The 22,964-nt window shown below is 69.7% G+C and carries 23 protein-coding genes and 1 pseudogene; 10 read left to right on the top strand and 14 right to left on the bottom strand.

The annotated features are described in order from the left end of the window. Positions 1–7: 7 nt before the first annotated feature. From AB0C59_RS04345 to AB0C59_RS04360, 4 genes are all read right to left on the bottom strand, one after another. Positions 8–823: a hypothetical protein gene (locus AB0C59_RS04345; RefSeq protein WP_363000868.1), complete on the bottom strand. Its 816-nt coding sequence runs from the start codon at positions 821–823 to the stop codon at positions 8–10. Then, positions 820–2,316, bottom strand: coding sequence for a hypothetical protein (locus tag AB0C59_RS04350; protein ID WP_363000870.1), 1,497 nt, complete (start codon positions 2,314–2,316; stop codon positions 820–822). Before AB0C59_RS04350 ends, AB0C59_RS04345 begins: the two co-directional genes overlap by 4 nt. 360 nt (positions 2,317–2,676) lie before the next feature. Beyond that, entirely contained in the window at positions 2,677–3,849 is a 1,173-nt protein-coding gene (locus AB0C59_RS04355; protein WP_363001251.1) for a serine hydrolase domain-containing protein, read from the bottom strand. A gap of 74 nt (positions 3,850–3,923) precedes the next feature. Continuing rightward, complete coding sequence (locus AB0C59_RS04360; protein WP_363000872.1) at positions 3,924–5,267, bottom strand: transcriptional regulator; 1,344 nt, start codon at positions 5,265–5,267, stop codon at positions 3,924–3,926. Positions 5,268–5,519: 252 nt separating this feature from the next. Here AB0C59_RS04360 and AB0C59_RS04365 point away from each other — a divergent pair, with 252 nt between their 5' ends. The 5 genes from AB0C59_RS04365 to AB0C59_RS04385 all read left to right on the top strand — a co-directional run bounded on the left by AB0C59_RS04365 (position 5,520) and on the right by AB0C59_RS04385 (position 8,757). Next, complete coding sequence (locus AB0C59_RS04365; protein WP_363000873.1) at positions 5,520–6,014, top strand: ATP-binding protein; 495 nt, start codon at positions 5,520–5,522, stop codon at positions 6,012–6,014. Between the two features lie 29 nt (positions 6,015–6,043). Continuing rightward, entirely contained in the window at positions 6,044–6,346 is a 303-nt protein-coding gene (locus AB0C59_RS04370) for a hypothetical protein (protein WP_363000875.1), read from the top strand. Between the two features lie 169 nt (positions 6,347–6,515). Further along, on the top strand, positions 6,516–6,686 hold the full coding sequence (locus AB0C59_RS04375; protein WP_363000877.1) for a hypothetical protein: 171 nt from the start codon (positions 6,516–6,518) through the stop codon (positions 6,684–6,686). A gap of 83 nt (positions 6,687–6,769) precedes the next feature. Then, on the top strand, positions 6,770–7,966 hold the full coding sequence (locus tag AB0C59_RS04380) for a cupin domain-containing protein (RefSeq protein ID WP_363000879.1): 1,197 nt from the start codon (positions 6,770–6,772) through the stop codon (positions 7,964–7,966). Further along, complete coding sequence (locus AB0C59_RS04385) at positions 7,963–8,757, top strand: aldo/keto reductase (protein ID WP_363000881.1); 795 nt, start codon at positions 7,963–7,965, stop codon at positions 8,755–8,757. The genes AB0C59_RS04380 and AB0C59_RS04385 overlap by 4 nt, the downstream gene beginning before the upstream one ends. Here the strand turns inward: AB0C59_RS04385 and AB0C59_RS04390 are convergent. Next, positions 8,745–9,602: a hypothetical protein gene (locus AB0C59_RS04390; RefSeq protein ID WP_363000882.1), complete on the bottom strand. Its 858-nt coding sequence runs from the start codon at positions 9,600–9,602 to the stop codon at positions 8,745–8,747. The genes AB0C59_RS04385 and AB0C59_RS04390 overlap by 13 nt on opposite strands. 280 nt (positions 9,603–9,882) lie before the next feature. On the opposite strand from AB0C59_RS04390, the gene AB0C59_RS04395 reads away from it, so the two are divergent. Beyond that, positions 9,883–10,308 carry a hypothetical protein gene (locus AB0C59_RS04395; RefSeq protein WP_363000884.1) on the top strand — a complete coding sequence of 142 codons (426 nt, stop codon included), beginning with the start codon at positions 9,883–9,885 and terminating at the stop codon, positions 10,306–10,308. A gap of 615 nt (positions 10,309–10,923) precedes the next feature. Continuing rightward, positions 10,924–11,058: pseudogene (locus tag AB0C59_RS04400) on the top strand (3-hydroxyacyl-CoA dehydrogenase family protein); the annotation flags it as partial. A gap of 63 nt (positions 11,059–11,121) precedes the next feature. Here the strand turns inward: AB0C59_RS04400 and AB0C59_RS04405 are convergent. After that, the gene (locus tag AB0C59_RS04405) at positions 11,122–11,688 is read right to left on the bottom strand and encodes a MepB family protein (protein WP_363000886.1); all 567 of its coding nucleotides are present in this window, start codon (positions 11,686–11,688) and stop codon (positions 11,122–11,124) included. A 174-nt stretch (positions 11,689–11,862) separates the two neighbouring features. Between AB0C59_RS04405 and AB0C59_RS04410 the strand changes: the two genes are divergently transcribed. Beyond that, positions 11,863–12,450, top strand: a complete 588-nt coding sequence (locus tag AB0C59_RS04410; protein WP_363001253.1) for a hypothetical protein — start codon at positions 11,863–11,865, stop codon at positions 12,448–12,450. A 132-nt stretch (positions 12,451–12,582) separates the two neighbouring features. On the opposite strand, the gene pheT is transcribed toward AB0C59_RS04410, so the two are convergent. The 7 genes from pheT to infC all read right to left on the bottom strand — a co-directional run bounded on the left by pheT (position 12,583) and on the right by infC (position 20,297). After that, on the bottom strand, positions 12,583–15,093 hold the full coding sequence (gene pheT / locus AB0C59_RS04415) for a phenylalanine--tRNA ligase subunit beta (RefSeq protein WP_363000887.1): 2,511 nt from the start codon (positions 15,091–15,093) through the stop codon (positions 12,583–12,585). Beyond that, entirely contained in the window at positions 15,093–16,217 is a 1,125-nt protein-coding gene (gene pheS, locus AB0C59_RS04420) for a phenylalanine--tRNA ligase subunit alpha (protein WP_363000889.1), read from the bottom strand. The genes pheT and pheS overlap by 1 nt, the downstream gene beginning before the upstream one ends. 250 nt (positions 16,218–16,467) lie before the next feature. After that, positions 16,468–17,607 carry an ATP-binding protein gene (locus AB0C59_RS04425; RefSeq protein ID WP_363000891.1) on the bottom strand — a complete coding sequence of 380 codons (1,140 nt, stop codon included), beginning with the start codon at positions 17,605–17,607 and terminating at the stop codon, positions 16,468–16,470. Between the two features lie 125 nt (positions 17,608–17,732). After that, a complete protein-coding gene (locus AB0C59_RS04430) occupies positions 17,733–18,593 on the bottom strand; it encodes an RNA methyltransferase (RefSeq protein ID WP_363000892.1) in 861 nt (286 codons plus the stop codon). A gap of 142 nt (positions 18,594–18,735) precedes the next feature. Further along, on the bottom strand, positions 18,736–19,119 hold the full coding sequence (gene rplT, locus AB0C59_RS04435) for a 50S ribosomal protein L20 (protein WP_055492778.1): 384 nt from the start codon (positions 19,117–19,119) through the stop codon (positions 18,736–18,738). 95 nt (positions 19,120–19,214) lie between these two features. Further along, entirely contained in the window at positions 19,215–19,409 is a 195-nt protein-coding gene (gene rpmI, locus AB0C59_RS04440; RefSeq protein ID WP_363000894.1) for a 50S ribosomal protein L35, read from the bottom strand. A gap of 204 nt (positions 19,410–19,613) precedes the next feature. After that, positions 19,614–20,297 carry a translation initiation factor IF-3 gene (infC, locus tag AB0C59_RS04445; protein ID WP_363001255.1) on the bottom strand — a complete coding sequence of 228 codons (684 nt, stop codon included), beginning with the start codon at positions 20,295–20,297 and terminating at the stop codon, positions 19,614–19,616. 430 nt (positions 20,298–20,727) lie between these two features. Between infC and AB0C59_RS04450 the strand changes: the two genes are divergently transcribed. Continuing rightward, positions 20,728–21,105 carry a DUF1844 domain-containing protein gene (locus AB0C59_RS04450; protein ID WP_363000896.1) on the top strand — a complete coding sequence of 126 codons (378 nt, stop codon included), beginning with the start codon at positions 20,728–20,730 and terminating at the stop codon, positions 21,103–21,105. 207 nt (positions 21,106–21,312) lie between these two features. On the opposite strand, the gene AB0C59_RS04455 is transcribed toward AB0C59_RS04450, so the two are convergent. Next, positions 21,313–22,044 carry an SseB family protein gene (locus AB0C59_RS04455; protein ID WP_363000898.1) on the bottom strand — a complete coding sequence of 244 codons (732 nt, stop codon included), beginning with the start codon at positions 22,042–22,044 and terminating at the stop codon, positions 21,313–21,315. A gap of 142 nt (positions 22,045–22,186) precedes the next feature. Here AB0C59_RS04455 and AB0C59_RS04460 point away from each other — a divergent pair, with 142 nt between their 5' ends. Continuing rightward, on the top strand, positions 22,187–22,963 hold the full coding sequence (locus tag AB0C59_RS04460; RefSeq protein ID WP_363000900.1) for a serine hydrolase: 777 nt from the start codon (positions 22,187–22,189) through the stop codon (positions 22,961–22,963). The last annotated feature ends 1 nt before the right edge of the window (position 22,964 follow it).

The raw sequence follows: 22,964 nt of genomic DNA on the forward strand, positions 1-22,964 counted from the left end.
GGTTCTCCTAGTCGTACAGCGTCTCGGCGCGGGTAGTGCGGAGCATCCCGGTCCCAGTAGCGGGAGGCAGCACTCCAATTTCCGTCAGTTCCTCATAGGCGCGCGTACTGGCGAGTTCACGCACATGAACCTGGTAGCGGTGGGTGGCGAGGAAGATTTTCTCCCCGTCCTCGGAGTCGGCTCTGCCCTGGTGGAACATTCCACGGTCGACAAGGTGCGCAAGAGCCCGGCCAATGAGGGTGCGGGAGGCTGATGCCCCTGATCGTCCGGCCTTGGTGGGGGCGACTTCAGGCCGACGCTCGTAAGCCCTCCAAGCCCTCTCCAATTCCAGGGCATCGGCCAGTGGATCCTGCGACTCCTCGCTCTCGGCAACGCGTTCCGCCAGAACCCGGCACACCGATCGCACGAGCCTGTCGATGGACGACACCCGGACCTTGCCCTGATAGCCATCATCGGCCAAGTCCTCGGGCCGGGGGAAGGCCAGGGCCGCGACGGCCAGGTGCGTGATGCCGTACAGAATGCGTTCGGCCTCACGGCCCTCCCGCATCCGCACCTGCCGAGCGTACTGATCCATCCGAGTCTCGAAGGCCGATCCCGGCAACGCGGTATGCACCATGCCAGCACGCGTGGTGACCGCTATAACCCTCAGCCCCATTCCCGCCGCGTACCGAGTGACGAGCGTCTCGAAGTCCGGATCCTCGGCGTAGCGCTTCACGAGTGCCGCGTAGGCACTGTCGCGCACGGGTCGAACCTTGGGTCTGAAGCCGTAGCCGATAAGCCTGCCCGCAGCCTCTGCGTCGTCGGCGATGGTGTCGGTGATCATGATCGTCTGCTGTCCCTCTCCAGACGGTCGGCGTCCAGAGCCGCTCGATCGAACGCCGCAGACGTCAGCAACAGGTCGTCGCCCTCGAACCCTTGACTGTTCAAGGGGGTTCCTGCCGATACGGCTAGCAGGACGCGGTCGGCCCCCTCACTTAACGCCGAACTCAGTTGCGGGCTGAAGGCCCGCAACGCCAACAACACCAGTAGGTCGGGAAGTTCTGGATCAAGCGTGGCAGCCTCCTCCAGCAGTTCGGACAACGGTCTTGCCTCGTCGGTCAGATCGAGCAGGAACTCGGCGACGCGCTGCTGCTCGTCGGTGTACCCGCGCACTTCCACGACCGGGACGAGCTCCGGCTCCTCCCCCTCGCCCGTGAACCGGGCTCGTTCGGGTGACGGAGCGAGCAACGCGGGAACCAGCGTGGTCAGGCAGAACTGGTCATCGACCGTCGGCCCCACGGAATGCTCGTAGAAGGACCGCACTGGACGGGAAGCATCGGCCAGCGTGAGCCCGAGCACCGGTTGAAGGAGGTCGCCGTACACGTCCACCGGAGCTCTAAGGGCCGTGCCGGAGAACTGTTGGCGATCCTGTTCGTCGAGAAAGAGTGTGCGAGCGCCACGCAGACGGGTCTGCAGCCGGGTGTGCCGGCGAACGCAGTCCTCCAAAATGCCTACGAGGTCGGCGGCCTGTCTCCTGCGGACCGGATCCTCGGACTGGTCACGTTCGGTAGAAACGGACCGGGCGATCGCGGACTCTTCCTGGAGCCGGTGGTCGACGTGGTCCAGAGCCTCGTTGAGGAGGTCCGGTATCTCGTCCGTCCAGTCGACCGTCGTCACATTGCGGCTTGTGGCGTCGAGCTGGGCACGGACGATCTCCGCGTACTGAATAGTGCGAATGCGGGCCTGCTCGGCCACGGCCTTCGCGTCGGCCAGCCGCCCTCTGCCGATGAGATTGCGCAACCTCACCTCGGCGGCGATCTGAGCTGATTCCACATCGGTGTCCAACGCACCGACCAGAACGTTCAACGCCTCGTTGGAAGCACGCAGATACAGGTCCCCATTGCTGTCCGAACGCTCCTCGATCAGCTTGAAGTCCCACTTCCTCAGCGCATACGCGCCCGCCCCGTCCACTTCTCCGTAGTAGCGGCGGAAGCCTCTGTCCGTGTCGCGAACGTTGATCAGAGAGTCGAGCACCCATCCGGCGACCCGCCTGTGCTCATCGGCCGGGCGGTCCGGCGCCTGCCAGCCGACGAAATCCGCAGCCCTGAGCAGGACCTGTTCGTGGTTCGCTCCAGTGTCGTAGTCCATCGCGATAGCCACGTGATCGATGATCTGCAGGGCCACCTCGGCCATCTGGTACTGAGCGCCGTTCAACCAGGGCTGCTTCGCCTTGCGAATGTCAAGGTCATGCAAGGGCGCCGTGCAGGCCAGGGCCTTGAGCCTCCGCGTGAGCCCTTCGTCGGCCCATACTTTCCGATCGCCCCCGTGATCATTCATGACGTCACTACACATGCACGAAGCCGCAGGTGTCACCTGATGCAAATAAGTTGGCGAGAATCAGGGCGGTACCCCCTCATCGCGACCCACCAGTAACATTGACTCCATAGGACCGTTTCCTGCAGATTTCCCCACCCCTTAGTCCTCGTACTCATCCGTAGCAACCTCGCCGCCAGTTGCAGACTTGTCCGAATCGCGATCTGCCAGGAGCTTCAGCCGAGACGTTCCGTGGATCAAGCTCGCCTTTTGGTGCCGCACCCCTCCCAACAGGGCATATGCAACGGTGGGCGCCAGACCCTCTCGATGAGCAGCGGCTTCGCCCCCACTGGCGAGCTCCCGCTGAGCGGGCGGGATGGTCCATCACGTCAGTGACCTGCTCACCGCATCGATCAGCGACGCCGCACGCACATCCTCGGAGCCACTGATGATGTGATTCATGGCGTAGCCAAAGGCAATGCCAATCTCTGGATCGGCGAAGCCCAGCGAGCCGCCTCGGCCGTTGTGGCCGAAGGCGTTCGGCCCTGTCATGGGGTTGTCCTCGGTAGGCAGTTGGTATCCGGAGCTGAACCGGCTTGGCGCCACCAGCACCTGATCCATTCCGGCTGCCTGCTCCTTGGTCGCCAGAGTGAGGGTTTCGGGGGCGAGCAGACGAGTGCCGTCCACCTCGCCGATCAAGGCCGCGTACATACGGGCCAGCCCCCGCGCGGTGCCGATGCCATTGGAAGCCGGGAGTTCCGCGGCCTGCACCTCGAGTGAGTTGAAGTCGATCGCGGCAGGGTCGGTCACCATGTACGCCCTGTTGCTGAACGAGTCCGGGTCGCTCCAGGCGGCGACCTGATCACGGAGTTTCTCGGGGACAAGCTCCGGAGCCACAGTCGTGAGGTCCACGGCAGGCTTGCTGTGCACCATGTGACTGACCCGTTCGCGTTCATGCGCCGGCAGCCCGATGAAGAAGTCGAGGCTCAGCGGGGCGGCGATCTCGTCAGCGAAGAAGCGGCCCGGCGTCCGGCCGGAGACCCGGCGGATCACCTCACCGACAAGCCAGCCCCAGGTGCGGCCGTGATACCCATGAGCGGTACCCGGAGGCCACACAGGTTGTTGCGCTGCCAGAGCCGCTGCCATCGGGTGCCAGGCCAACGCGTCGTTCAACGGAACCGGTTGATCCAGTGCGACCAGGCCAGCCTGGTGGGACAGGAGCCAGCGCACCGGGATGTCTACCTTGCCGTTCGCGGCGAACTCCGGCCAGTACGTGGCGACGGTCGCGTCCAGGTCCAGCTCGCCGCGCTGGGCCAGCAGGTGTACGGCGGTCGCGGTCGCTCCCTTGGTCGCCGAGTAGACGAGTTGCAGGGTGTCACGCGTCCATGGTCGGCCGGTGCGGGGGTCGGCGATGCCACCCCACAAATCCACTACCGGGTGGCCATCCCGGTACACGCACACCGCCGCGCCGATGTCTCCGTGCCTGGCGAAGTTCTCCGCGAACGCCTCACGCACCGGTTCGAAACCGGCCGCGACCTCACCGCCGATCACCGTCATGCTGTCCATCGTGACACTCCCGACGCCTGCTTCCGTGGGCGGCCTGGCTCTCGGCGTACGGGGCCGTACTAGCGTCAGGTAGCGACGGACAGTGCCTTGAGACGCTCGCGGAACTCGCGAACGGCTGGGACAGACGTGTTCGGTTCAAGCCGTGCGGAGAACTCGTTCAGGCGGCCCAGCGCTCGCATGGAGCTGACCTTGTCTTCCAGGAGTTCCGCTCCGCGGTTCGCCGCTTCGAGCGCTCCCTCCAGGTCGTTGCCGGCGAGCCGGGCTTCGGCCAGGCGCGCAGTCCGTACGGCCATGTCGCGGGGTGCTGCCCTGTTGACAGACGTCTCCAGTGCGCTCGTCGCGCGTTCCACCTGGCCCGCGCGCAGCAAGACCTTGCCCTCGGTTGACTTGAGCTGAGCCTCGCCGAACCAGTCAAGCCAGTCTGGGTCTTCTCCTTCTGTGTGATGCCCCCAGTGAGACGTAGCGCGGTTCAGCGCCACGCCGGCCCTCTGGTGGTCGCCATCGCGGGACAGCGCTTCGGACTTGTGCAGGTAGAGGAAGGACTGGGTGTAGGGCGACAACGTTCGCGGTGCGTTGTCGATGGCGGTGGAGATGAGGTCGACCCGCTCGGCGGTCCGGCCGGCCTCCGAGACCTGGACCCCCATCTCAGCCAGGACGAAGGCGCCGAAGGCGTCGTCCCCTGCCGTACGGGCGCTGCGCAGGGCTCCGATGTAATACCGCTGTCCTGCGGAGCGCAGCCCAGCGTCATAGGCCATCCAGCCGGTCAGATGTGACACGCGGGCGGCCAGTGCGTAGAGGCGGAGGCGGATCGTGTCCGTGTACCGCCCTGCGTCAAGGAGACCCGTGATCAGGGCGAGGTCGCCCCGCGCTTGCTCCAGGAGCCGAGCTCCGCCGAGTTCGTCGTCGAGCGCGCGGAGGGTGCTGATGCGCTGCTCGATCGTCGAGACCATCGTGTTGGTGACGCGATCTCCGTTGAGCGCCGAGGCGAAGGCGGAGGGTGCCTCGGCCCAACTCGCCGCCAGTCCTGTCAGGGCGACGCCGGTGATCGTGAGAAAGCCTCGGCGGTCCAAGCATCCACTCCCCACCAGATCTGTCAGCGCCTCGACGGTCCCGGCCTCGTTCCAGGGAGTGCTGAGCCCGGTCACTTCCCATACCGGGAGCCAGTATGGCCAAGCCGTGGCCTGCGCCCGCTCGTACGGCACACGCAACAGGGCGGCGAGGACGTATCGCGCATCGGCGTCCGGCTCCTGGCCCTGCTCCCATTTCCACACGGTGGTGCGGTTGGTCGCGAGCGGGACGCCGAGCGACTTCCCCTGAGCCTGCATGAGTCGCGCGAACTCGGCTTTCCCCCAACCGCGCGACTGACGGACGTAAGCCAGTGGGTGGACTGCTAAGGGCTCACCAGGCACATCAGCTCTCCCGTCATCCCCTTGCGGCGTCGCTCGGAGGCTACTCGCCACGCACGTGCGTGGGAGGGCGTCCCCAAGAGAAACCCCCTAGAAACATTCCCGGCTTGCCCGCTCCGGCCGTTGACTGAGATCAGCCGCCCAGGAGCAGCGCGTCGGCGCCCGTTCCGGACGGTCACCTCAGATCGGCGGCTCCATCTCTGTGTCCCCCCATCGGGGATGGAGCCGCTCTCCAGCTCTTCGGAGGCGTCCGCCATGCCCACGCTCGTGTCTCACTTCGCCCTCACGGGCACGAAGGAAGAGGTACCGCCCGCTCGCCGCAGGGTCGTTGCCCAGGTGCGTGAATGGGGCGTCTCTCTGAATGACGAGACAGCCGACACAATTCGCCTCGTCGCCTCCGAGCTCATCACCAACGCCGTGGTGCATGGCAGCGGGCCTATCACAGTCACCTTGTCCCACAGTTCGGGCAGCTTGGTGATCGACGTGCTCGACACCAACTCCAAGGTGCCGAAGCCGGTTTGCTTCGAGGCGGAGGACGAGGGTGGTCGTGGTCTGGTCCTGGTGGATTTCCTCGCAGCTCGGTCGGGTTGGAAACGCGTCCAAGGCGGGAAGCACGTGTGGGCCGAGATCGCTCTTCCGAAGTCGGATCCTGCCGATGAAGCTGCCGCCCTAAGCCAGTTCTCCGGGGCTCGATCACCGAGTCCTCGCGGCCGAACCGTGCCGTCGTCGCTCGCTTTGGCTATCGCCTGATGGGGCGGCATACGTTACGCCTGGCGACGATGACTGAGCCCGAAGTCGTATTCAGGCCGACGCGTCGAGACATCGACCCAGCCACAGGTGAACTCACTGCGTACGCGCTCTGGGACCGCCACAGCTGGGAGCCGAGCGGCGAGTGCTGGCTCTGGTGCGGACGGCACGGCGTCGAGGTGACGTGGATCGGGCCTGTCCTCTCCAGCGGCATGCACGCGGCCCTCTACTCCTGCCGCGCCTGCCTGTACGAGCTGGACCAGCGCGTCCTGCAAGCCAACATGCGCCAGGACCTTGCTCTCCCCCAGGTTGACGGACCGAGACCTTCGCGCTGAGAGCACCCCTCACGATTCCGCGGTCCCCGCATCTCCGTTCCCCCGCGGCCGTGGAGACGGCTTGCAGTACGCACGTCTGCCATCGCGCAGGCACCGCCGGAGCCTGCGCGATCCAAAAGGACTTCCCGCCGGAACCCCGGCGGGAGAACCGAAGAGGAAGGAGCACGAGGTGGCACAGAGTACGACGACAACGCCGCCGGCCCCGAGTGGCCTCCTGGTGGCGGTGGAGGAACTGACCGCCGTCCACGACCGGTACGACAGTCTCCGGTCCGACAACCAGGGAAGCTCCGGCGACCAGCCGTGGCCGGGCGGTGACGGGAACCTGACCGACACCGAGTAGCACCCAGGCGGCGGGGGCGACAGGGCCTTTCGTGTCGCCCCCGCCGCGTCCACGTTCACGTAACCGCAGTCAAGGAGGCAGTGATGGAACACCAACTGATCAGCGCCATCGAGAGGGCGCTGGGATGGAGTGGCCCGGAAGAGATCGGCAAGGGCTTCGCGCGCGGGAACATGGGCGACCCTGGCCTCCTCTCCCGCATCCTCACCCCGAACCGCCTGCTCGACATGGCCATGCGCAGGAGCCTCAGCCGCCCGCAGTTCCGGTGCTTCCAGAACGGTGACGAAGTCCATCCCGCCGTCTACTACACCGACAGTGTCAGTCCCCGCGGTCAGAGCATCCCCATGGTCAACATGCGCAGTCTGGGCCGACTGCTGGACGAAGGTGCGACGCTCATCCTCGACCAGGCCAACGTCTTCGACCCGACGATGGAGGTCGCCTGCCGGGCGTTGCAGTGGTGGTCGCACGAGCGGGTTCAGGTCAACGCGTACCTGACGACGAACGATGCGGCAGGCTTCCCTCTGCACTGGGACGATCACGACGTGGTGATCGTCCAGCTCGCGGGCGAGAAGGAGTGGGAGGTGCGAGGCACCTCTCGCCCGGCGCCGATGTACCGGGACGCCGACCCCAACAGCACGCCGACCGAAGAGATCGTCTGGTCCGGCGTGATGAGGACCGGCGATGTCATGCACATCCCGCGGGGCCACTGGCATCAGGCGACCCGGACCGGTAGCGGCTCGGGAAAGAGCCTCCACGTGACGTTCGGCATCACCAAGCGCACCGGAGCGAGCTGGCTGGCGTGGCTGGGTGACTGGTGCCGCGAGCAGGAGATCTTCCGGCACGACCTGGACCGCCGAGACCAGGTCGGCGGCCAGGCCCTGCTCGAAGCCGCCGCCCGACTGATCGGCGAGCGCTCCCCGGCCGACTACCTGGCAGCGTACGAGCAGGCGACGACGCTCCCCCGACACGTCCCGTACCTCGACATCTTGGCCCCGCTCGACACCGTGGTGTGCACCACCCACTTCCCGCCCCAGATCCACGAGAGCGGGGAGACCGTCACTGTCGTGGCTTCGGGTAAGCGGCTCACCCTCGCGGCCAAGGCCGTGCCCGCGCTGCGGCTGCTGCTCAGCGGCCGACCCGTCTCCCTGGAGCGCGCGGCGGCCCTCGTCGGGGCCGAGGTGGCGGAGGTGGCGGAGATCCTGGTGAAGGAGGAACTGTGCGCGACACTGACCCCCGAGTTGTCCTCGGGCTACACCGGTCTCGTCATGAACGTCGGCTCTTGATCGGCGCGTTGGACCTCGGTGTGACCGCGCTCGACACCAGCACCAACTACCTCCGCTTCCGTTCGCACGAGGTTCTGGCACGGGTCGCCGGCGACCTGCTGCCGAAGTTCCATCTCTCCACCAAGGTGGGCTACTTCCCGGGCATCAGCGGGGCCGAACACTCCCTAGCCCCTGAACGACTGCACAGCGCGGTGGAGGAAGCGGCCCGTGACCTCGGGCGGGAGCCGGATCTGGTGTTCCTGCACAACCCGGAACACTCGCTCACGCCGGGGACTGCCCGGTCGCGCGAGGCCCTGGCCGAGGCGTGCGCAGCCCTCGACAGTGCGACATCACGCGGGCTGTGCTCCGCGTGGGGCATCGCGACCTGGGACCCTACGGCGCTGCTACCTCTGGTCGACGCATCCGTACCGACCCCCTCCACGCTCATGGTGCGGGCCGGCTTGCTGGTGGGCGCCGGAACACTCGATGCCGCCGAGGCCCTGATGGAGGCTTGGGGCCTGGGCACGGGCGCGATGTGGGGGATGAGTCCCTTCGGCGGCAGCACCAAGGCATCGGTGTGGGCTCGGGTCGACCCCCGCGTCTTCCTCCGCGACGGCGGCGGGTACTCCCGTGCACAAGCGGCCTTCCGGGTGGCCTACCAACTGCCGAACGTCAGCGCCGTAGCCATCGGTACGGACGAACCCGCGCATCTCGGAGAACTCGTCGGCGCCCTGGCCGCCGTCTCCGACGAACAGGCGGTCGCCGAGTACCGCACGCTGCTCCGTGACCGCCCGCGCACTCAGTCCGTCTGAAGGTCTTGGACGATCTGTTCCGCCATGTGCCGCGCAGGCTCCAGCCGGGGGTCCTGCGGGTGAGCGTCCGGACCAAGGATCTTCGAGCACACGAAGAGCGTCATCAGCTTGCCGTCCCGGCTCGCGAAGTCTGCGCGCCGCTCCCGCAGCACGCGGTCAGCCAGAACCGGGACGACGAGCGAACTCGCCCACAGCGATGCGGAATCCAACCCACGAGGCGCGCTCCCCCAGTCCTCCCAGTCGAAGAGACAGAACGTCGGCGCGCTCATATTGGCCCAGTTCAGGTCCGCGTGCGCCGGTACCCACTGCTCGACGGTGGTGTCGAAGGAGCTGGGAAACGCGGCGCGGATGGTCCCGGTGACGAGGGCCTGCGTGATCGTCTCGGTGTCCGGTGAGGCCACGCGGCTCGTCCGCTGTCCGGCGAGGGCGTCCAGCGAGGAGCTGAACGCACGCCACCATTCGTCCGGGAGTTTGGGGTCTTCGCTCAGCACGGCGGTACCGATGGGGTCTCCGGGCAGGAGCTCTGTCTCGTCAGCCCGCCACATGACGGGCTCATCCGCGTCCCGCCACACTACGCACGCCTGCCATTCGGGCTGCGCGACGCCCTTCAGACGAGCGGCACACTCAGTGCCGTTCCACCCCTGATCGCCGATCTTGTCCACGAGGCGCCGCTCAACCCGGACCCAGGTGTCACGATCAGTTCGTGCCCCCACGGAACGACGCTTGCGCACCACTGTGTCCCGGTCGAGCCGTGTCTGGAGTGATCGCTCGACCTGATCAAGAATCGTGTCGACCGGTTGCGCTCGCAGATCGACAGCCTGACCGGTGGGAGCCGAGAGCGTCATAAGGCGACGGTAGCAGCGTGGGATACGCCGTGATGGTCCCTTTCGCACCGCCACTCGTAGTCGCTGTCCATCACCTTGAGCGGCGTGCCGGACTGCGCAGCACACCGCTGTCGGCGCAAGCTTGTCACCGCCCGAGTCGGCGATGCTGTCCTGGTTCGGCCACGGGATTGGTCGACTGCGTGAGCGATGTGCCGGCGCCCATTGCCGGTGTCCAGGTGGTCGTCTTCCGCCGTGCCGCTTCGGCTCGGCGGTTGGGCACGGGGTTCCGACCGCCGCCCCCATGCGCAGCAAGATCTGGAACCACATCATCCCGTTCCTGGGTACAACCGCGCTCCGGGACATCGACGCTGCCGTGCTGCGCGCCTGGAAGGCCCAGCTGCTGACACGGGTCGAGGCGTCCGCGGCCCAGGTGATCTGGATCCACCTTTCCACGATCCTCGAAGCCGCCGTCGACGACGGCCGCCTGGTCAAGAACCCCTGCAAGGGCCGCCGGACTGTCAAGGCGCCCAAACCCGCGAAGAGGAAGGCCAAGGCATGGGCCAGGCCGACCGTGGAGGCCGTCCGGGCGGGTCTCCAGGAGCGATACCGCATCGCGGTGGACCTCGGTGTCGGCCTCGGCCTGCGCCAAGGCGAGGCGTTCGGCCTCGGCGAGGAGGACTTCGACTTCGATGCCGGCGTCGTACACGTCCGCCGACAGCTGCGGTGAGACTCCAAGGGAAGGCCATACTTCTGCCTGTCTAAGGGCGGCAAAACGCGAGACGTTCCCCTCTCCCCCAACCTCGCCAAGCGTGTCCAGGACCATCTGCGCCGCTTTCGTTCGGTCGCCTGCACGCTCCCGTGGCGCAACCCTGAGCCGCCGACGACCGAGTTGGAAGCGCGACAGCGCAAACCGATCAGCGTCCGGCTGGTCCTGACCACCTCGCAGGGCAATCGAATCAACTACTCGATGTGGAACAGGCTGAGCTGGCGGCCCGCACTCGCAACGGCCGGTGTCCTGAAGAAGGCCGGCGAGAAAGTCAGGACGTACGGAGGCGTCAGCCGTCGGTACCCCATCTACGAACGCTCCCGGGAGGACATGTTCCACGTCCTCCGGCACACTTACGCGAGCAGGCGAGTCGATCGTGAGCGTGTCGGCGTGGCTCGGGCATGCTTCGCCGCAGACCACGTTGACGCACTACGCTCACTTCATGCCTGGAGCGGGCAAGCAGGGCCTCGCCGCCATGGACGAATGGTTCGGCCAAGATCCACAACCGAATGTCCCTGAGAAGTCCCTGGGCGCCCCGCAGGCCCGCAACAAGCCATGAAACCGCAGGTGAGGGCAGTACTCGCGCACACTGACAATGTGTACGAGGAGTACAAGGAGCCCCTGTACGCCGCTCCCCCGCTGCTCCAGCGCATGGTGGAGGCGGGCCGCCTGGGCCGCAAGACGGGGTCGGGCTTCTACAGCTACTCCTGACCTGCGCCACCAGGGAGAACACTGAAGGCCGCCACCGCGTGATCGCGGTGGCGGCCTTCATGATCAGTGCCGCGGGTGGTAGAGCTCCCGGGCGCGGGTCAGGTCGACGGGGGCTTCCTGGGGCAGGTGCAGGAAGTGGTCCCGCTGCCACGCCTGCGCGCTGCCGGCCTGGCGGTTGGTGGTGGTCACCCAGGGCGGGTAGACGCGGAAGGCTCGTTTCCCCCCGGAACCGTTCACCGATACGACACCGTGTCGGCGGAGAGCGTCCATGGGAAACACGAACTGGCCGAAGTGATCGTGGTCGCGGGTGCTGACGACGAAGAGGTCGACGGGGTCCGCGGCGTCGAAGGGCTGGATGGGCCCGGCCGGGGACCTCTTCCAGACCGTGACGAACTGTCCGACCTTGGTGGGGGTCGTCTTTGCCGCGCGGAACCGGACGGAGAGCCCGTCGAGAGTGAACTCGTGGGCGGCGTAGGCGGCACCCTCGGCTTCGGGCACCGGCTGCGAGCAGGTGAACCCGCAGGGGTCGTAGACGAGTGCCTTCGCCGCGAGGAGATCTCCGTGGGCCGGGGCGGTGTCCACCCACGGTTCGGGGCGGAGATCGGAGGGGTGCTCGCGGTTCGTGGGCATGCGTCCACCCTGTCATGGCTGCCTGGACGTGGTCGGCTCGGCCGGGGGGACGCCGCTCTCCGCTGGTTTCGTCGCGGGTGATCGGAGCACTCGCCGGGTGTGTCTGGTACCCACGGGGCACACGGCGGTCGTCCCACGGAACCCCTCGGCGCGACGGGTGCCGGGCACGCGCGGCTGTGTTTCCACGGCTGGATCATCGGGATCGGCACGGCGTCCGGAACCCGGATCGTGCTGGGGCACTGGGAACGCTCGCCGTTCGGGTCGTTCAGCGATGTCATGATCGAGTGGGAGAACGGACACCGGCTCCTGCTGGCGCCCTCCCGGCAGATCGCGGACTTCGTCTCCGCCACCTATGTCTTCGACGAGGTCCGGACCGTCCCCGTGACCGTGCGGAAGGCGGCCACGACCTGGTCCGTCGTGGCGGGCCCCCTGAGCCTGGGCCTCACCGTCGGCCGCCGCGGTCTCCTGGGACTGCTGCTGCGCGCCGTACCCGCCGCGATCGCGGTCCACCCCGCCTGGGCGGCGGTGACGGACCCGCTCGCCCGGCTGCTGCTGGGCGTGCGGACCCGGTGCAGCGCGGGCGGCGGCAGACAGGAGCGGTACGGGGTGACGGATCTGCACCCGGTCGTCTCCGCCACCGCCACCTACGGGCGCAGAAGCCTCGGCCCCCTCGCTCCGGTGCATCCCGCCGTGCGGTTCGGCGCGGGGTCGACGCCGCGCAGGCCCAGCGTCGTACGGATCAGGACCACCGTGCTGACCTGAGGGGTGGGCCCGGGGCGCGGTGTCGGCTGCGGAACCGTCGCGGGGATTTGCGCGGTTCCCCGCGCCCCCAGGAGGGCGCCCGGGGTGCGTCTCGACCGTAGGGGCGCGGGGGTGGCCCGCGCCCCTTGGGGGTCAGCTGCGGAGGGTTGCGCCTGTGCGGGTGGCTGCCAGGGACACTGCCGCGTCGCGGGCCGCCGTGGCCTCCTCCACCGTCAGCGTCCGGTCGGGCGCCCGGAACCGCAGCGCGTACGCCAGCGACTTCCGGTCCGCGCCGAGCTGCTCACTCTCGTAGATGTCGAACAACCGGATGGATTCCAGCAGTTCGCCGGCCCCCTCCCGCAGCGCGGCCTCGACCGCGGCGTGCGGGACGGACCGGTCGACCACGAGCGCGACGTCCTGGGTCGCCATGGGGAAGGCCGAGATGCGGGGGCCCTTCACCGGCCCCGTGCCCGCCTGCTCCAGCACGTCCAGGTTCAGCTCCATCGCGCAGGTCCGGGCGGGCAGCCCGAGCGTCTTCAGCACCCCGGGGTGCAGCTCCCCCGCGTATCCGACGACCCGCTCCGCACCATCCGCCACCACGGCGAGTTCGGCGCAGCGGCCGGGGTGCCAGGGGCCGTACTGCCCCTGGCGCACGACGAGTTCGGCCCCGGCCTCGCGGGCGATGGCGCGCGCGGCCTCGATGGCGTCCGCCCAGTCGGACGGCCGGCCCTTGCCCCACCAGCCGACCTGCTCGCGGGCGCCCGCGAGGACGACCGCGGCGTGCCGGGGCTGCTCGGGCAGCGCGGCCGTGAGCGAGGCGATCTCCTCGTCGGTCGGGCGGCCGTCGACGCGCAGGCGCTCGGCGGGACGCCGCTCCTCGCGCGGGTGGAAGACCAGCCCGGTCTCGAACAGCGCCAGGTCGTGCGAACCGCGCCCGTCGTTGCGGCGCAGCGCGCCGAGCAGGCCCGGCAGCAGCATGGTGCGGAGGGCGGGCTCCTCGTCGGAGAGCGGGTTGACCAGCTTGACGACCTGGCGGTTGGCGTCGTCCTCGGCCAGTGCGAGCTGGTCGAAGACCTTCTCCCCGAGGAACGGGTAGCTGAGCGACTCGACGTAGCCGGCGGCCGCCAGCGCACGGCCGACCCGGCGGTGCAGCCGCTGCCGCTCGGTCAGGCCACGGCCCGCCGGCGGCTTCGGCAGGGTGGAGGGCAGGTTCTCGTAGCCCTCCAGGCGGATGACCTCTTCGGCGAGGTCGTTGGGGTCGGTGAGGTCGGGCCGCCAGGACGGGACGGTGACGATGAGCTCGTCCTGCCCGTAGACGTCGCAGCCGACCTCCTGGAGGCGGCGTACGACGGTCTCGCGCCCGTAGTGGACGCCCGCGACGGTGTCCGGGTGGTTCGCCGGGATGGTGATGGTGTGCGGCGCGGAGGGCGCGATGACCTCGGTGACGCCGGGCTCGGCGGTGCCGCCGGCCAGGAGCACCAGCAGGTCGACCGTGCGCTGGGCGGCGGCGGGGGCCGCCAGCGGGTCCACACCGCGCTCGAAGCGGCGGGACGCCTCGGAGGACAGCCTGTGCCGGCGGGCCGTGCGCGCGATGGAGATCGCGTCGAAGTGGGCGGCCTCGATGACGACGTCGGTGGTGCCGCCGTTCTCGTGGTCGCGGTCGGCGATCTCCGTGTTCGCGCCGCCCATGACACCGGCCAGGCCGATGGGGCCCCGGTCGTCCGTGATGAGCAGGTCGCCGGGGTCGAGGGTGCGCGTGACACCGTCGAGCGTGGTGAGCTTCTCGCCCTGCTCGGCGCGGCGGACACCGATCGCGCCCTGGAGGGTGGAGCGGTCGTAGGCGTGCAGGGGCTGGCCCAGTTCGAGCATCACGTAGTTGGTGATGTCGACGGTCAGCGAGACGGGGCGCATGCCCGCCTTCTGCAGTCGGCGCTGGATCCAGATCGGGGAGCGGACCTCGGGGTCGATCCCGGTCACGGTGCGCGCGGTGAAGCGGTCGCAGCCGCGCGGCTCGGAGATCTGCACCGGGTGGCCGGTGGCGTTGGGCGCCGGGACGTCGATCAGCGCGGGGTCGCGCAGCGGCAGGCCGTAGGCGATGGCGGCCTCGCGGGCGATGCCGCGCAGCGACAGCGCGTAGCCGCGGTCGGGGGTGACCGCGATGTCGAGCACCTCGTCCACGAGTTCGAGCAGCTCGATCGCGTCGGCGCCCGTCTCGGTCTCGGGCGGCAGGACGATGATGCCCTTGGTGCCGTCGTCGCCCATGCCGAGCTCGTCGGTGGAGCAGATCATGCCGTGCGAGGTCCTGCCGTACGTCTTGCGCGCGGCGATCGCGAAGCCACCGGGCAGTTCCGCGCCGGGAAGGACCACGACGACCTTGTCGCCGACGGCGAAGTTGCGGGCGCCGCAGACGATCTCCTGCGGCTCACCCGTGCCGTTGGCCTGGCCGACGTCGACGGTGCAGAACCGGATCGGCTTCTTGAAGCCCTCCAGCTCCTCGATGGTGAGCACCTGGCCGACGACCAGCGGCCCCTTGAGGTCGGCGCCGAGCTGCTCGACCGTCTCGACCTCGAGACCGACCGTGATGAGCTTGGCCTGGACGTCGCGCCCGGTCTCCGTCGCCGGCAGGTCGACGTACTCCCGCAGCCAAGAAAGCGGGACCCGCATCAGATCTCCATCCCGAACGGCCGGGTGAACCGGACGTCACCCTCGACCATGTCTCGCATGTCTTCGACGTTGTGGCGGAACATCAGCATCCGCTCGATGCCGAACCCGAAGGCGAATCCGCTGTACTTCCGGGGGTCGACCCCGCAGGCGACCAGCACGCGCGGGTTGACCATGCCGCAGCCGCCGAGCTCGATCCAGCCCTCGCTGGAGCAGGTGCGGCAGGGGCGGTCGGGGTTGCCGACGGACTCGCCCTTGCAGACGTAGCAGAGCATGTCCATCTCGGCGGACGGCTCGGTGAAGGGGAAGTAGTTCGGCCGCAGCCGGGTCTTCATGTCCGCGCCGAACAGCGACTGGACCATGTGGTCCATCGTGCCCTTGAGGTCGGCCATGGTCAGGCCCTCGTCCACGGCGAGCAGCTCGATCTGGTGGAAGACCGGCGTGTGCGTGGCGTCCAGCTCGTCGGTGCGGTACACGCGGCCGGGGCAGACGATGTAGACGGGGGGCTCACGGTCGAGCAGGGAGCGCGCCTGCACCGGCGAGGTGTGGGTGCGCAGCACGACACCGGACTCGCCGTGCTCGCCCGCCGGGCCCTCGACGAAGAACGTGTCCTGCATCTGCCGGGCCGGGTGGTCCGGGGTGAAGTTCAGGGCGTCGAAGTTGAACCACTCCGCCTCCACCTCGGGGCCCTCGGCGACCTCGTAGCCCATGGAGACGAACACGTCCGCGACGCGCTCCATGAACGTGGTCAGCGGGTGCCGGGCGCCGGCGGGCACACGGTCGTAGGGCAGCGTGACGTCTACCGACTCCTCGACCAGCACCCGGGCGTCCCGGTCCGCCTCCAGTTCGCCCTGGCGGGCGGCGAGGGCCTTGTTCACGGCGCCGCGCGCCATGCCGACGCGCTTGCCGGCCTCGGCCTTCGCGTGCGGGGGCAGGGCGCCGATCTCGCGGTTGGCGAGTGCCAGCGGCGAGGCCGGACCGGTGTGGGCGACCTTGGCCTCGTGGAGGGCGTCGAGGGAGTCCGCGGCGGCGAAGGCGGCGAGCGCCTCGTCCCGCATGCGCTCGATCTCGTCCGGTTTCAAGGCCTCGACCTCGACAGGGTCGTACGACTTATTGGGTGCCGACATCTCTTCCCGTGCTTCCGATTGGCTGGCTGAAGGTCCCCGTCACTCATCCGATGACCTGTCCCGCATGAGGAATCTCATCCGATGACGCGTCGTGGCCGCTTCGGGACACAAACTTCGGGACACAAAGGTGCCAAAGGCCGAGTCTAACGGGGTGGGAGGGGCGACCGGACCGGGCGTCCGCACCGCGGACCCGCGCCGGCGTCCCCGGGGCGTGGTGAGAAGCCCGCGAGCGGCGCGGCGTGATCCGTGGTTACTGCAGATACGCCGGGGTGCTCACGGGCAACGTAAATCGGAACTCGGCCCCGCCGCCGCGGGCGCGGCCGACCGTGATGGTGCCGCCGTGGGCCTCCACGATGCCCTTGACGATGTAGAGCCCGAGCCCGGTGCCACCGCGCTTGCTGCCCCGCCAGAAGCGGGTGAAGACGCGGTTCATGGACTCCTCCGGGATGCCGGGCCCCTCGTCGCTCACCGTGACCGACGTGCCGGTGTCCTCCCCTTCGCGGGGGGACGCCGAGGGCGTGACGTCGATCGTGACAGTTCCCTCGCCGTGACGCACGGCGTTTTCGAGCAGGTTGCTCAGTACCTGGTCGATCTTGTCGGGGTCGGCCCAGAGCGCGGGCAGCGGGTGCTCCACGCGCAGCAGGAAGCGGTCGGCGCTCTGGCCCGCGGCGACATACGCCTGGATGTGCCGTCCCACGGCCGCTCCCATGTCGACGGGCTGGCGCCGCACCTCCAGTCGGCCGGAGTCGATCCGGGAGATGTCCAGCAGTTCGGCGATGAGCCGGGTGACCCGGTCCGCGTCGGCGTCGACGGTCTCCAGCATCAGCCGCTTCTGGTCGTCCGTGAAGCGCTCCCACTTGGCGAGCAGGGTGGCGGTGAAGCCCTTCACGGAGGTGAGCGGGGAGCGCAGTTCGTGGGCGACGGTGGCGATCAGTTCGGCGTGGCTGCGCTCGGTGCGGCGGCGCGCCTCGGTGTCGCGCAGGCCGACCATCACACGGCGTACGGGGCCGGTGGGCTCCTCGCGCAGATAGCGCGCCGAGACGAGCACCTCCCGGCCGCCCGGCAGGAGCAGGTTGCGTTCCGGCTGCCGCACCCGGATCGCGAGGCCGCCGTAGGGGTCGGTCAGCTGCCACCAGCGGCGCCCCTCCAGGTCCTCCAGCGGCAGCGCCCGCTCCAAGGGACGGCCGAGGGCCTGGGCGGCGGGGATCCCGGTGACACGGACGGCGGCGGCGTTGAAGCAGATCACCAGGCCGTTCTCGTCGGCGACGACGAGGCCGTCGGCGAGGTCGTCGGGGTGGACGTGGATGCCCGGTGCGGCGGGATCACCGTGCAGGGGGGCGGGCGCGCGCCGCGTGTCGCGTGCTCCGGGTGCCCTGCTCGTGCCGATCATGCCCCTGCCCCACCTCTCGTCCCCTGCCGGATCGCCTCCCCGCCCGCGGGCACCCGCCGTTCGGGCGCGGCCGTGGACGGCGCCCGGCCGAGGGCCGGGGAGAGGGCCCCGAGCCCGCCACCCTACTAGCCGGGGGTGACGCAGCGGCACCCTCCGGCGGCACGCTGTGCACGCGCGGACGCGTAGAGACATACGGCGGCGGCCGTCGCGAGGTTCAGGCTCTCGGCCTGTCCGTGGATGGGGACGCGTACGACCGCGTCCGCCAGCGCGCGGGTCTCCTCGGGGAGCCCCCACGCCTCGTTGCCGAAGACCCAGGCCGTGGGGCCGCCCATGGTGCCGTGGTCGAGTTCGTCGTCCAGGTCGTGCTCGCCCGCGCCGTCGGCGGCCAGGATCCGCACGCCCGCCTCCTTGAGGCCGGCCACGGCCTGCTCCACGGGGACGCCGACGGCCACCGGCAGATGGAACAGGGATCCCACGGAGGCGCGTACCGCCTTGGGGTTGTAGAGGTCGACGGAGGCGTCCGTGAGGACGACGGCGTCGGCACCGGCGGCGTCGGCGCAGCGCAGGACCGTCCCGGCGTTGCCGGGGTCCCGTACGTGCGCGAGGACGGCGACGAGCCTGGGGCGGGCGGCGAGGACGGCGTCGAAGGGGGTGTCGAGGAACCGGCAGACGCCGACGAGGCCCTGGGGGGTGACCGTGGTGGAGATCTCGGCGATCACCTCCTCGGCGGCGAGGTGGACGTGGGCGCCCGCGTCGCGCGCCCCGCCGATGATGTCGGCGTAGCGCTCCGCGGCCTCGGGGGTGGTGAACAGTTCGACCAGCGTGGGGGCGCCGCCCGTCCGGTGCGCCGCCGCCTCCCGTACGGCCTGCGGGCCCTCGGCGAGGAACAGCCGGTCCTTGCCCCGGAAGTTCCGCTTGGCCAGCCGCCGGGCGGCGCTCACGCGCGCGGAGCGGGGGGAGATGAGGTCTGGGGTGGCCGGGGGCATGCTCTTCACCTTCGGAAGTACGGGGGAGCTGTGGTCGGCGGTTCGTCACCGGGCGGGCGGCGCGCGCCGCACAACGCGACGGACCCGCAGGCCGCGAAGCCTGCGGGTCCGTACGTCACATCGGCGTGGAGCCGGTGCGGCGTCAGGCCGCCTTGGGGGCGTTGACGTCCGCCGGCAGCGCCTTCTGCGCGACCTCGACGAGGGCGGCGAAGGCGCCCGCGTCGTTGACGGCCAGCTCGGCGAGGATCTTGCGGTCGACCTCGACGTTGGCGGCCTTCAGGCCCTGGATGAAGCGGTTGTACGTGATGCCGTTGGCGCGGGCAGCGGCGTTGATGCGCTGGATCCACAGCTGACGGAAGTCGCCCTTGCGCTTCTTGCGGTCGTTGTAGTTGTAGACCAGCGAGTGGGTGACCTGCTCCTTGGCCTTGCGGTACAGGCGCGAACGCTGACCGCGGTAGCCGGAGGCCTGCTCGAGGATCGCCCGGCGCTTCTTGTGGGCGTTGACTGCCCGCTTGACGCGTGCCACTTGTTACTCCTTGTAGCGGGGCCGCGGTGGAACTCACGCGGCCCGGTATCGATGTGGGTCCCGGTCCAGACGTACGGCGCTCGCGCGCCGTGACGTCACTTGCCGAGAAGCTTCTTGATCTTCTTGGCGTCGCCCGGGGCCATCTCGGCGTTGCCGGTGAGGCGGCGCGTCACGCGGGACGACTTGTGCTCAAGCAGGTGGCGCTTGCCGGCACGCTCGCGGAGCACCTTGCCGGAGCCGGTGACCTTGAAGCGCTTGCTGGTACCGCTGTGCGACTTGTTCTTCGGCATAGCGCCGTTCTCTCCTCGTCGGTGGCGCTCTCGTGCCCGGTCGCGAAACCGGGCACTGGGGAGCGTCGCTCTTGTATCGGTTACATCCTGGGACTGGTGTCCCGGGCCTTTTCCGGGGCCCGTACGCCCCTCCGCCCGGCGGTTCACCGTGCGGCGGTCGTACGTCCGTACGTCCGGTGTTCCCCCGGGGCGTCAGCCCTGGGATCAGGCCTCGGCGGAAGCCTCGGCGTCGGCCGGGGTCTCCACGTCGGCCGGAGCCTCGGTGTCGACCGGAGCATCCTCGGCGTCGGCGGCGTTCTGCGAGCGGCCGGGGTTGGCCTTCGCGTCCGCCTTGCGGGCCTCCTGCGCCTGACGAGCCTCGGCCATCGCCTCGGTCTTCTTCTTGTGCGGACCGAGAACCATGATCATGTTTCGGCCGTCCTGCTTCGGGTTCGACTCGACGAAACCGAGGTCCTGGACGTCCTCCGCGAGACGCTGCAGCAGTCGGTAGCCCAGCTCGGGCCGGGACTGCTCGCGACCACGGAACATGATCGTGATCTTGACCTTGTCGCCCTGCTTGAGGAACCGAACGACGTGACCCTTCTTGGTGTCATAGTCGTGCGGGTCGATCTTCGGCCGGAGCTTCATCTCCTTGATGACCGTGTGCGCCTGGTTCTTGCGCGCCTCACGGGCCTTCATTGCCGACTCGTACTTGAACTTCCCGTAGTCCATGAGCTTGCACACGGGCGGACGGGCGTTCGCCGCGACCTCGACCAGGTCCAGGTCGTACTCCTGCGCAAGCTCCAGCGCCTTGGCGAGCGGCACGATACCGACCTGCTCACCGCTGGGACCGACAAGTCGCACCTCGGGAACGCGAATCCGGTCGTTGATGCGGGGCTCGGTGCTGATGGATCCTCCTCGGTAGCACCATACGGCCGCCTGGCGGACAGCCGTGCATGTCTGGCTGACATAAGGACCAACCCATCACGGCGCATGAAAAATGCCCCGGACGGTACACAGGCGGAACTCCGAGCTTTCCGGAGCACCGCCGCGAGTGAACCGCGGGGCGCGCTTTCGGGCGACTCCACCGTCCGTACGGAACGGTGGGGGCCGCCTGACCGGTGACCCGCCGTCCCGGAGGACGGTCAGGTGGGAGATCGGAGCCTCCACTTGTGGGCCGGGCACTACCGTGTCCGGCCGGTCGTCACACAAGGTTAGCAGCTCCCGGGAGGTGGTGCGAACCGGTGTGCACGGCCGCCCGGCAGGCCCCGTCCGTGGTGCGGGGCCGGGCCGCCTCCCGTGCGCGGGGGCGCAGGTGGCGGGGCCTATCGTGGGGGCCATGAGTGACACCTCCCCCGAGCAGACCCCGGCCTCCGCCGGGAACTCCGACTTCGACGCCATGACCCGTGACATCGCGGAGGTCCCCGCGGTCGAGGTGATCGTGACGGTCGCCGTCAACCTGATGAGCGCCGCCGCGGTGAAGCTCGGTCTGACCGAGGAGGGCGACAGCTTCAAGGACCTGGACGAGGCCCGCAAGCTGGTGCACGCCCTGGCCGGTCTGCTCGACGCGAGCGCGACGGAGATCAGCTCCTTCCACGCGGCGCCGCTGCGCGACGGCCTGAAGTCGCTCCAGCTGGCGTTCCGCGAGGCCTCGATCGTCCCGGACGAGCCGGGCCAGGGCCCGGGCGAGAAGTACACCGGTCCCGTCTACGGCTAGTGCCACGGCAGGCAATGTTTGCCCGTTAAGGAGCGGTGCTCGGTGCGTGCTGTCGGTGTGCCGGCCGGAAGCCCTCGTACTGGACGTACTCGGGTTTTCGGCCGGTGCGGCGAGAGTGCGTGCCGGGCGCCGCGACGGGGCGGACGTTGCCTGCCGCGGCACTAGTCACCCGCCGCACCACCGCGGGGCCGGTCCGCCGGCTGCCGGTCAGGCGCGTTCGAACAAGGGCTCGCCCGGTGGCGTGGTCCCGGCCGGCAGTACCGCCAGGTCGAGACCGTGCACCAGGCGGGCCCTCAGCGTCTCGTCGGCCGCCAGGCGCTCGGCGACCCCGCGCACGGCGTGCGACGGGTCGCACGCCGGATCGAGGACGAGCGCCAGGATGCCGCCGTCCCGCCCCGGGGCGAGATGGGCGCGCAGCACCGCGGGCTCGGCGGCGACGGCGGCCCGCACGGCACCGGTCACGGCCGGATCGGCCAGTGGATCCGCCGTCGTACGGCCCTCCGCGAGGGCGAGCAGGGCGGGACCCGTCAGTTCGAACGGCACCGGACCGGCCATGTCCAGCACGATCGTGTCGGCCTTCTCGTGCGCGGCGGCCTGCAGGGCCTGGTGCAGGGGCACGGCGACGGGGCGGGCCGCCGGGTCCCAGCGGGCCAGGGATTGCGTGGAGGTGAAGGCGGGCAGCGCGGTGCGGCCCGCCGCCTTCAGGGTCGGTACGGCCATGTCGCTGGTCTTCTCGCGGCGCAGACCGTTCTCGTCGACCTCGACCTCCCCCAGGATCGCGACGACGGGCACGAGCAGCCGCGCGCCCTTCAGCGCCTGCAGAACGGGCCCGACCGCGGTGCGGTCCCCGGCCCACGCGGCCAGCGCGGCGCTCAGCGCGGGGTCGGCGCCGCCGTCGTCGTGGGGGAAGGGGGAGTCGGGAATGTTCTTGTTCGCCACGGTCACCGACCCTAGTCCAGGCGGCGGGCGGCTCGTCGCGGACCCCGCGGGATCGGTCGTCCGGGCGGCGCGGACACCGTATCGTCGCGGTCGCCCTCGGCGTCGTCCGCGCCGGGGTCCGACAGCGCACCAGGAGGCGTCGGTGGACTCAGCAGCGCAGCGGCCGACGGGGTCGCGGCAGCCCGGGTCGCGGCAGCCCGCGAAGGACCGGGACGCACTGCTGGCGAGGGCTCTCGGGGCGGTGTCCGACGATCACGGCGCGCGCCTGGCGGTGGCCGTGCTCGACCGGGACTCCGGTCGGGGCGCGACCTGCGGCGCGGGCGCCTTCGACACGGCCAGCATCGTGAAGGTCGACATTCTCGCGGCGCTGCTGCTCCAGGCGCAGGACGCGGGCCGGCACCTGAGCGCGCGGGAGGAGTCGTACGCCGCCGCGATGATCGAGGACAGCGACAACGACTCCGCGTCGGCGCTGTGGGCCGTGATCGGGCGGGAGGAGGGGCTGGACCGCGCGAACCGGCGCTTCGGTCTGACGGACACCGCGGGGGGTGGTGAGGGGTTGTGGGGCCTGACGCGGACCACGGCCGCCGACCAACTCGTGCTGCTCGGGCAGGTGTTCGGGCGCGACTCCCTGCTGAGCGACGCCTCGCGGGCGTATCTGCGGGGTCTCATGAGCGCGGTCCGCGCGGACCAGCGATGGGGGGTGTCCGCGGCCGCCGACGCCGGTGCCGGGTGGGCGCTGAAGAACGGCTGGCTGCCGCGCGGTACGACCGGTCTGTGGGTCGTCAACAGCGTCGGTGCGATCACGGCCGGTGGCCACGACCTCCTGGTGGCCGTGCTGTCGAGCGGCAACCCCACGATGGGCGAGGGCGTCTCGCGGGTGGAGGCGGCGGCCCGGGCCGCGGTCTCGGTGTGCGGCTGAC

Origin of the sequence: Streptomyces sp. NPDC048664, from assembly GCF_040650555.1 — a bacterium.
GTDB lineage: Bacteria > Actinomycetota > Actinomycetes > Streptomycetales > Streptomycetaceae > Streptomyces.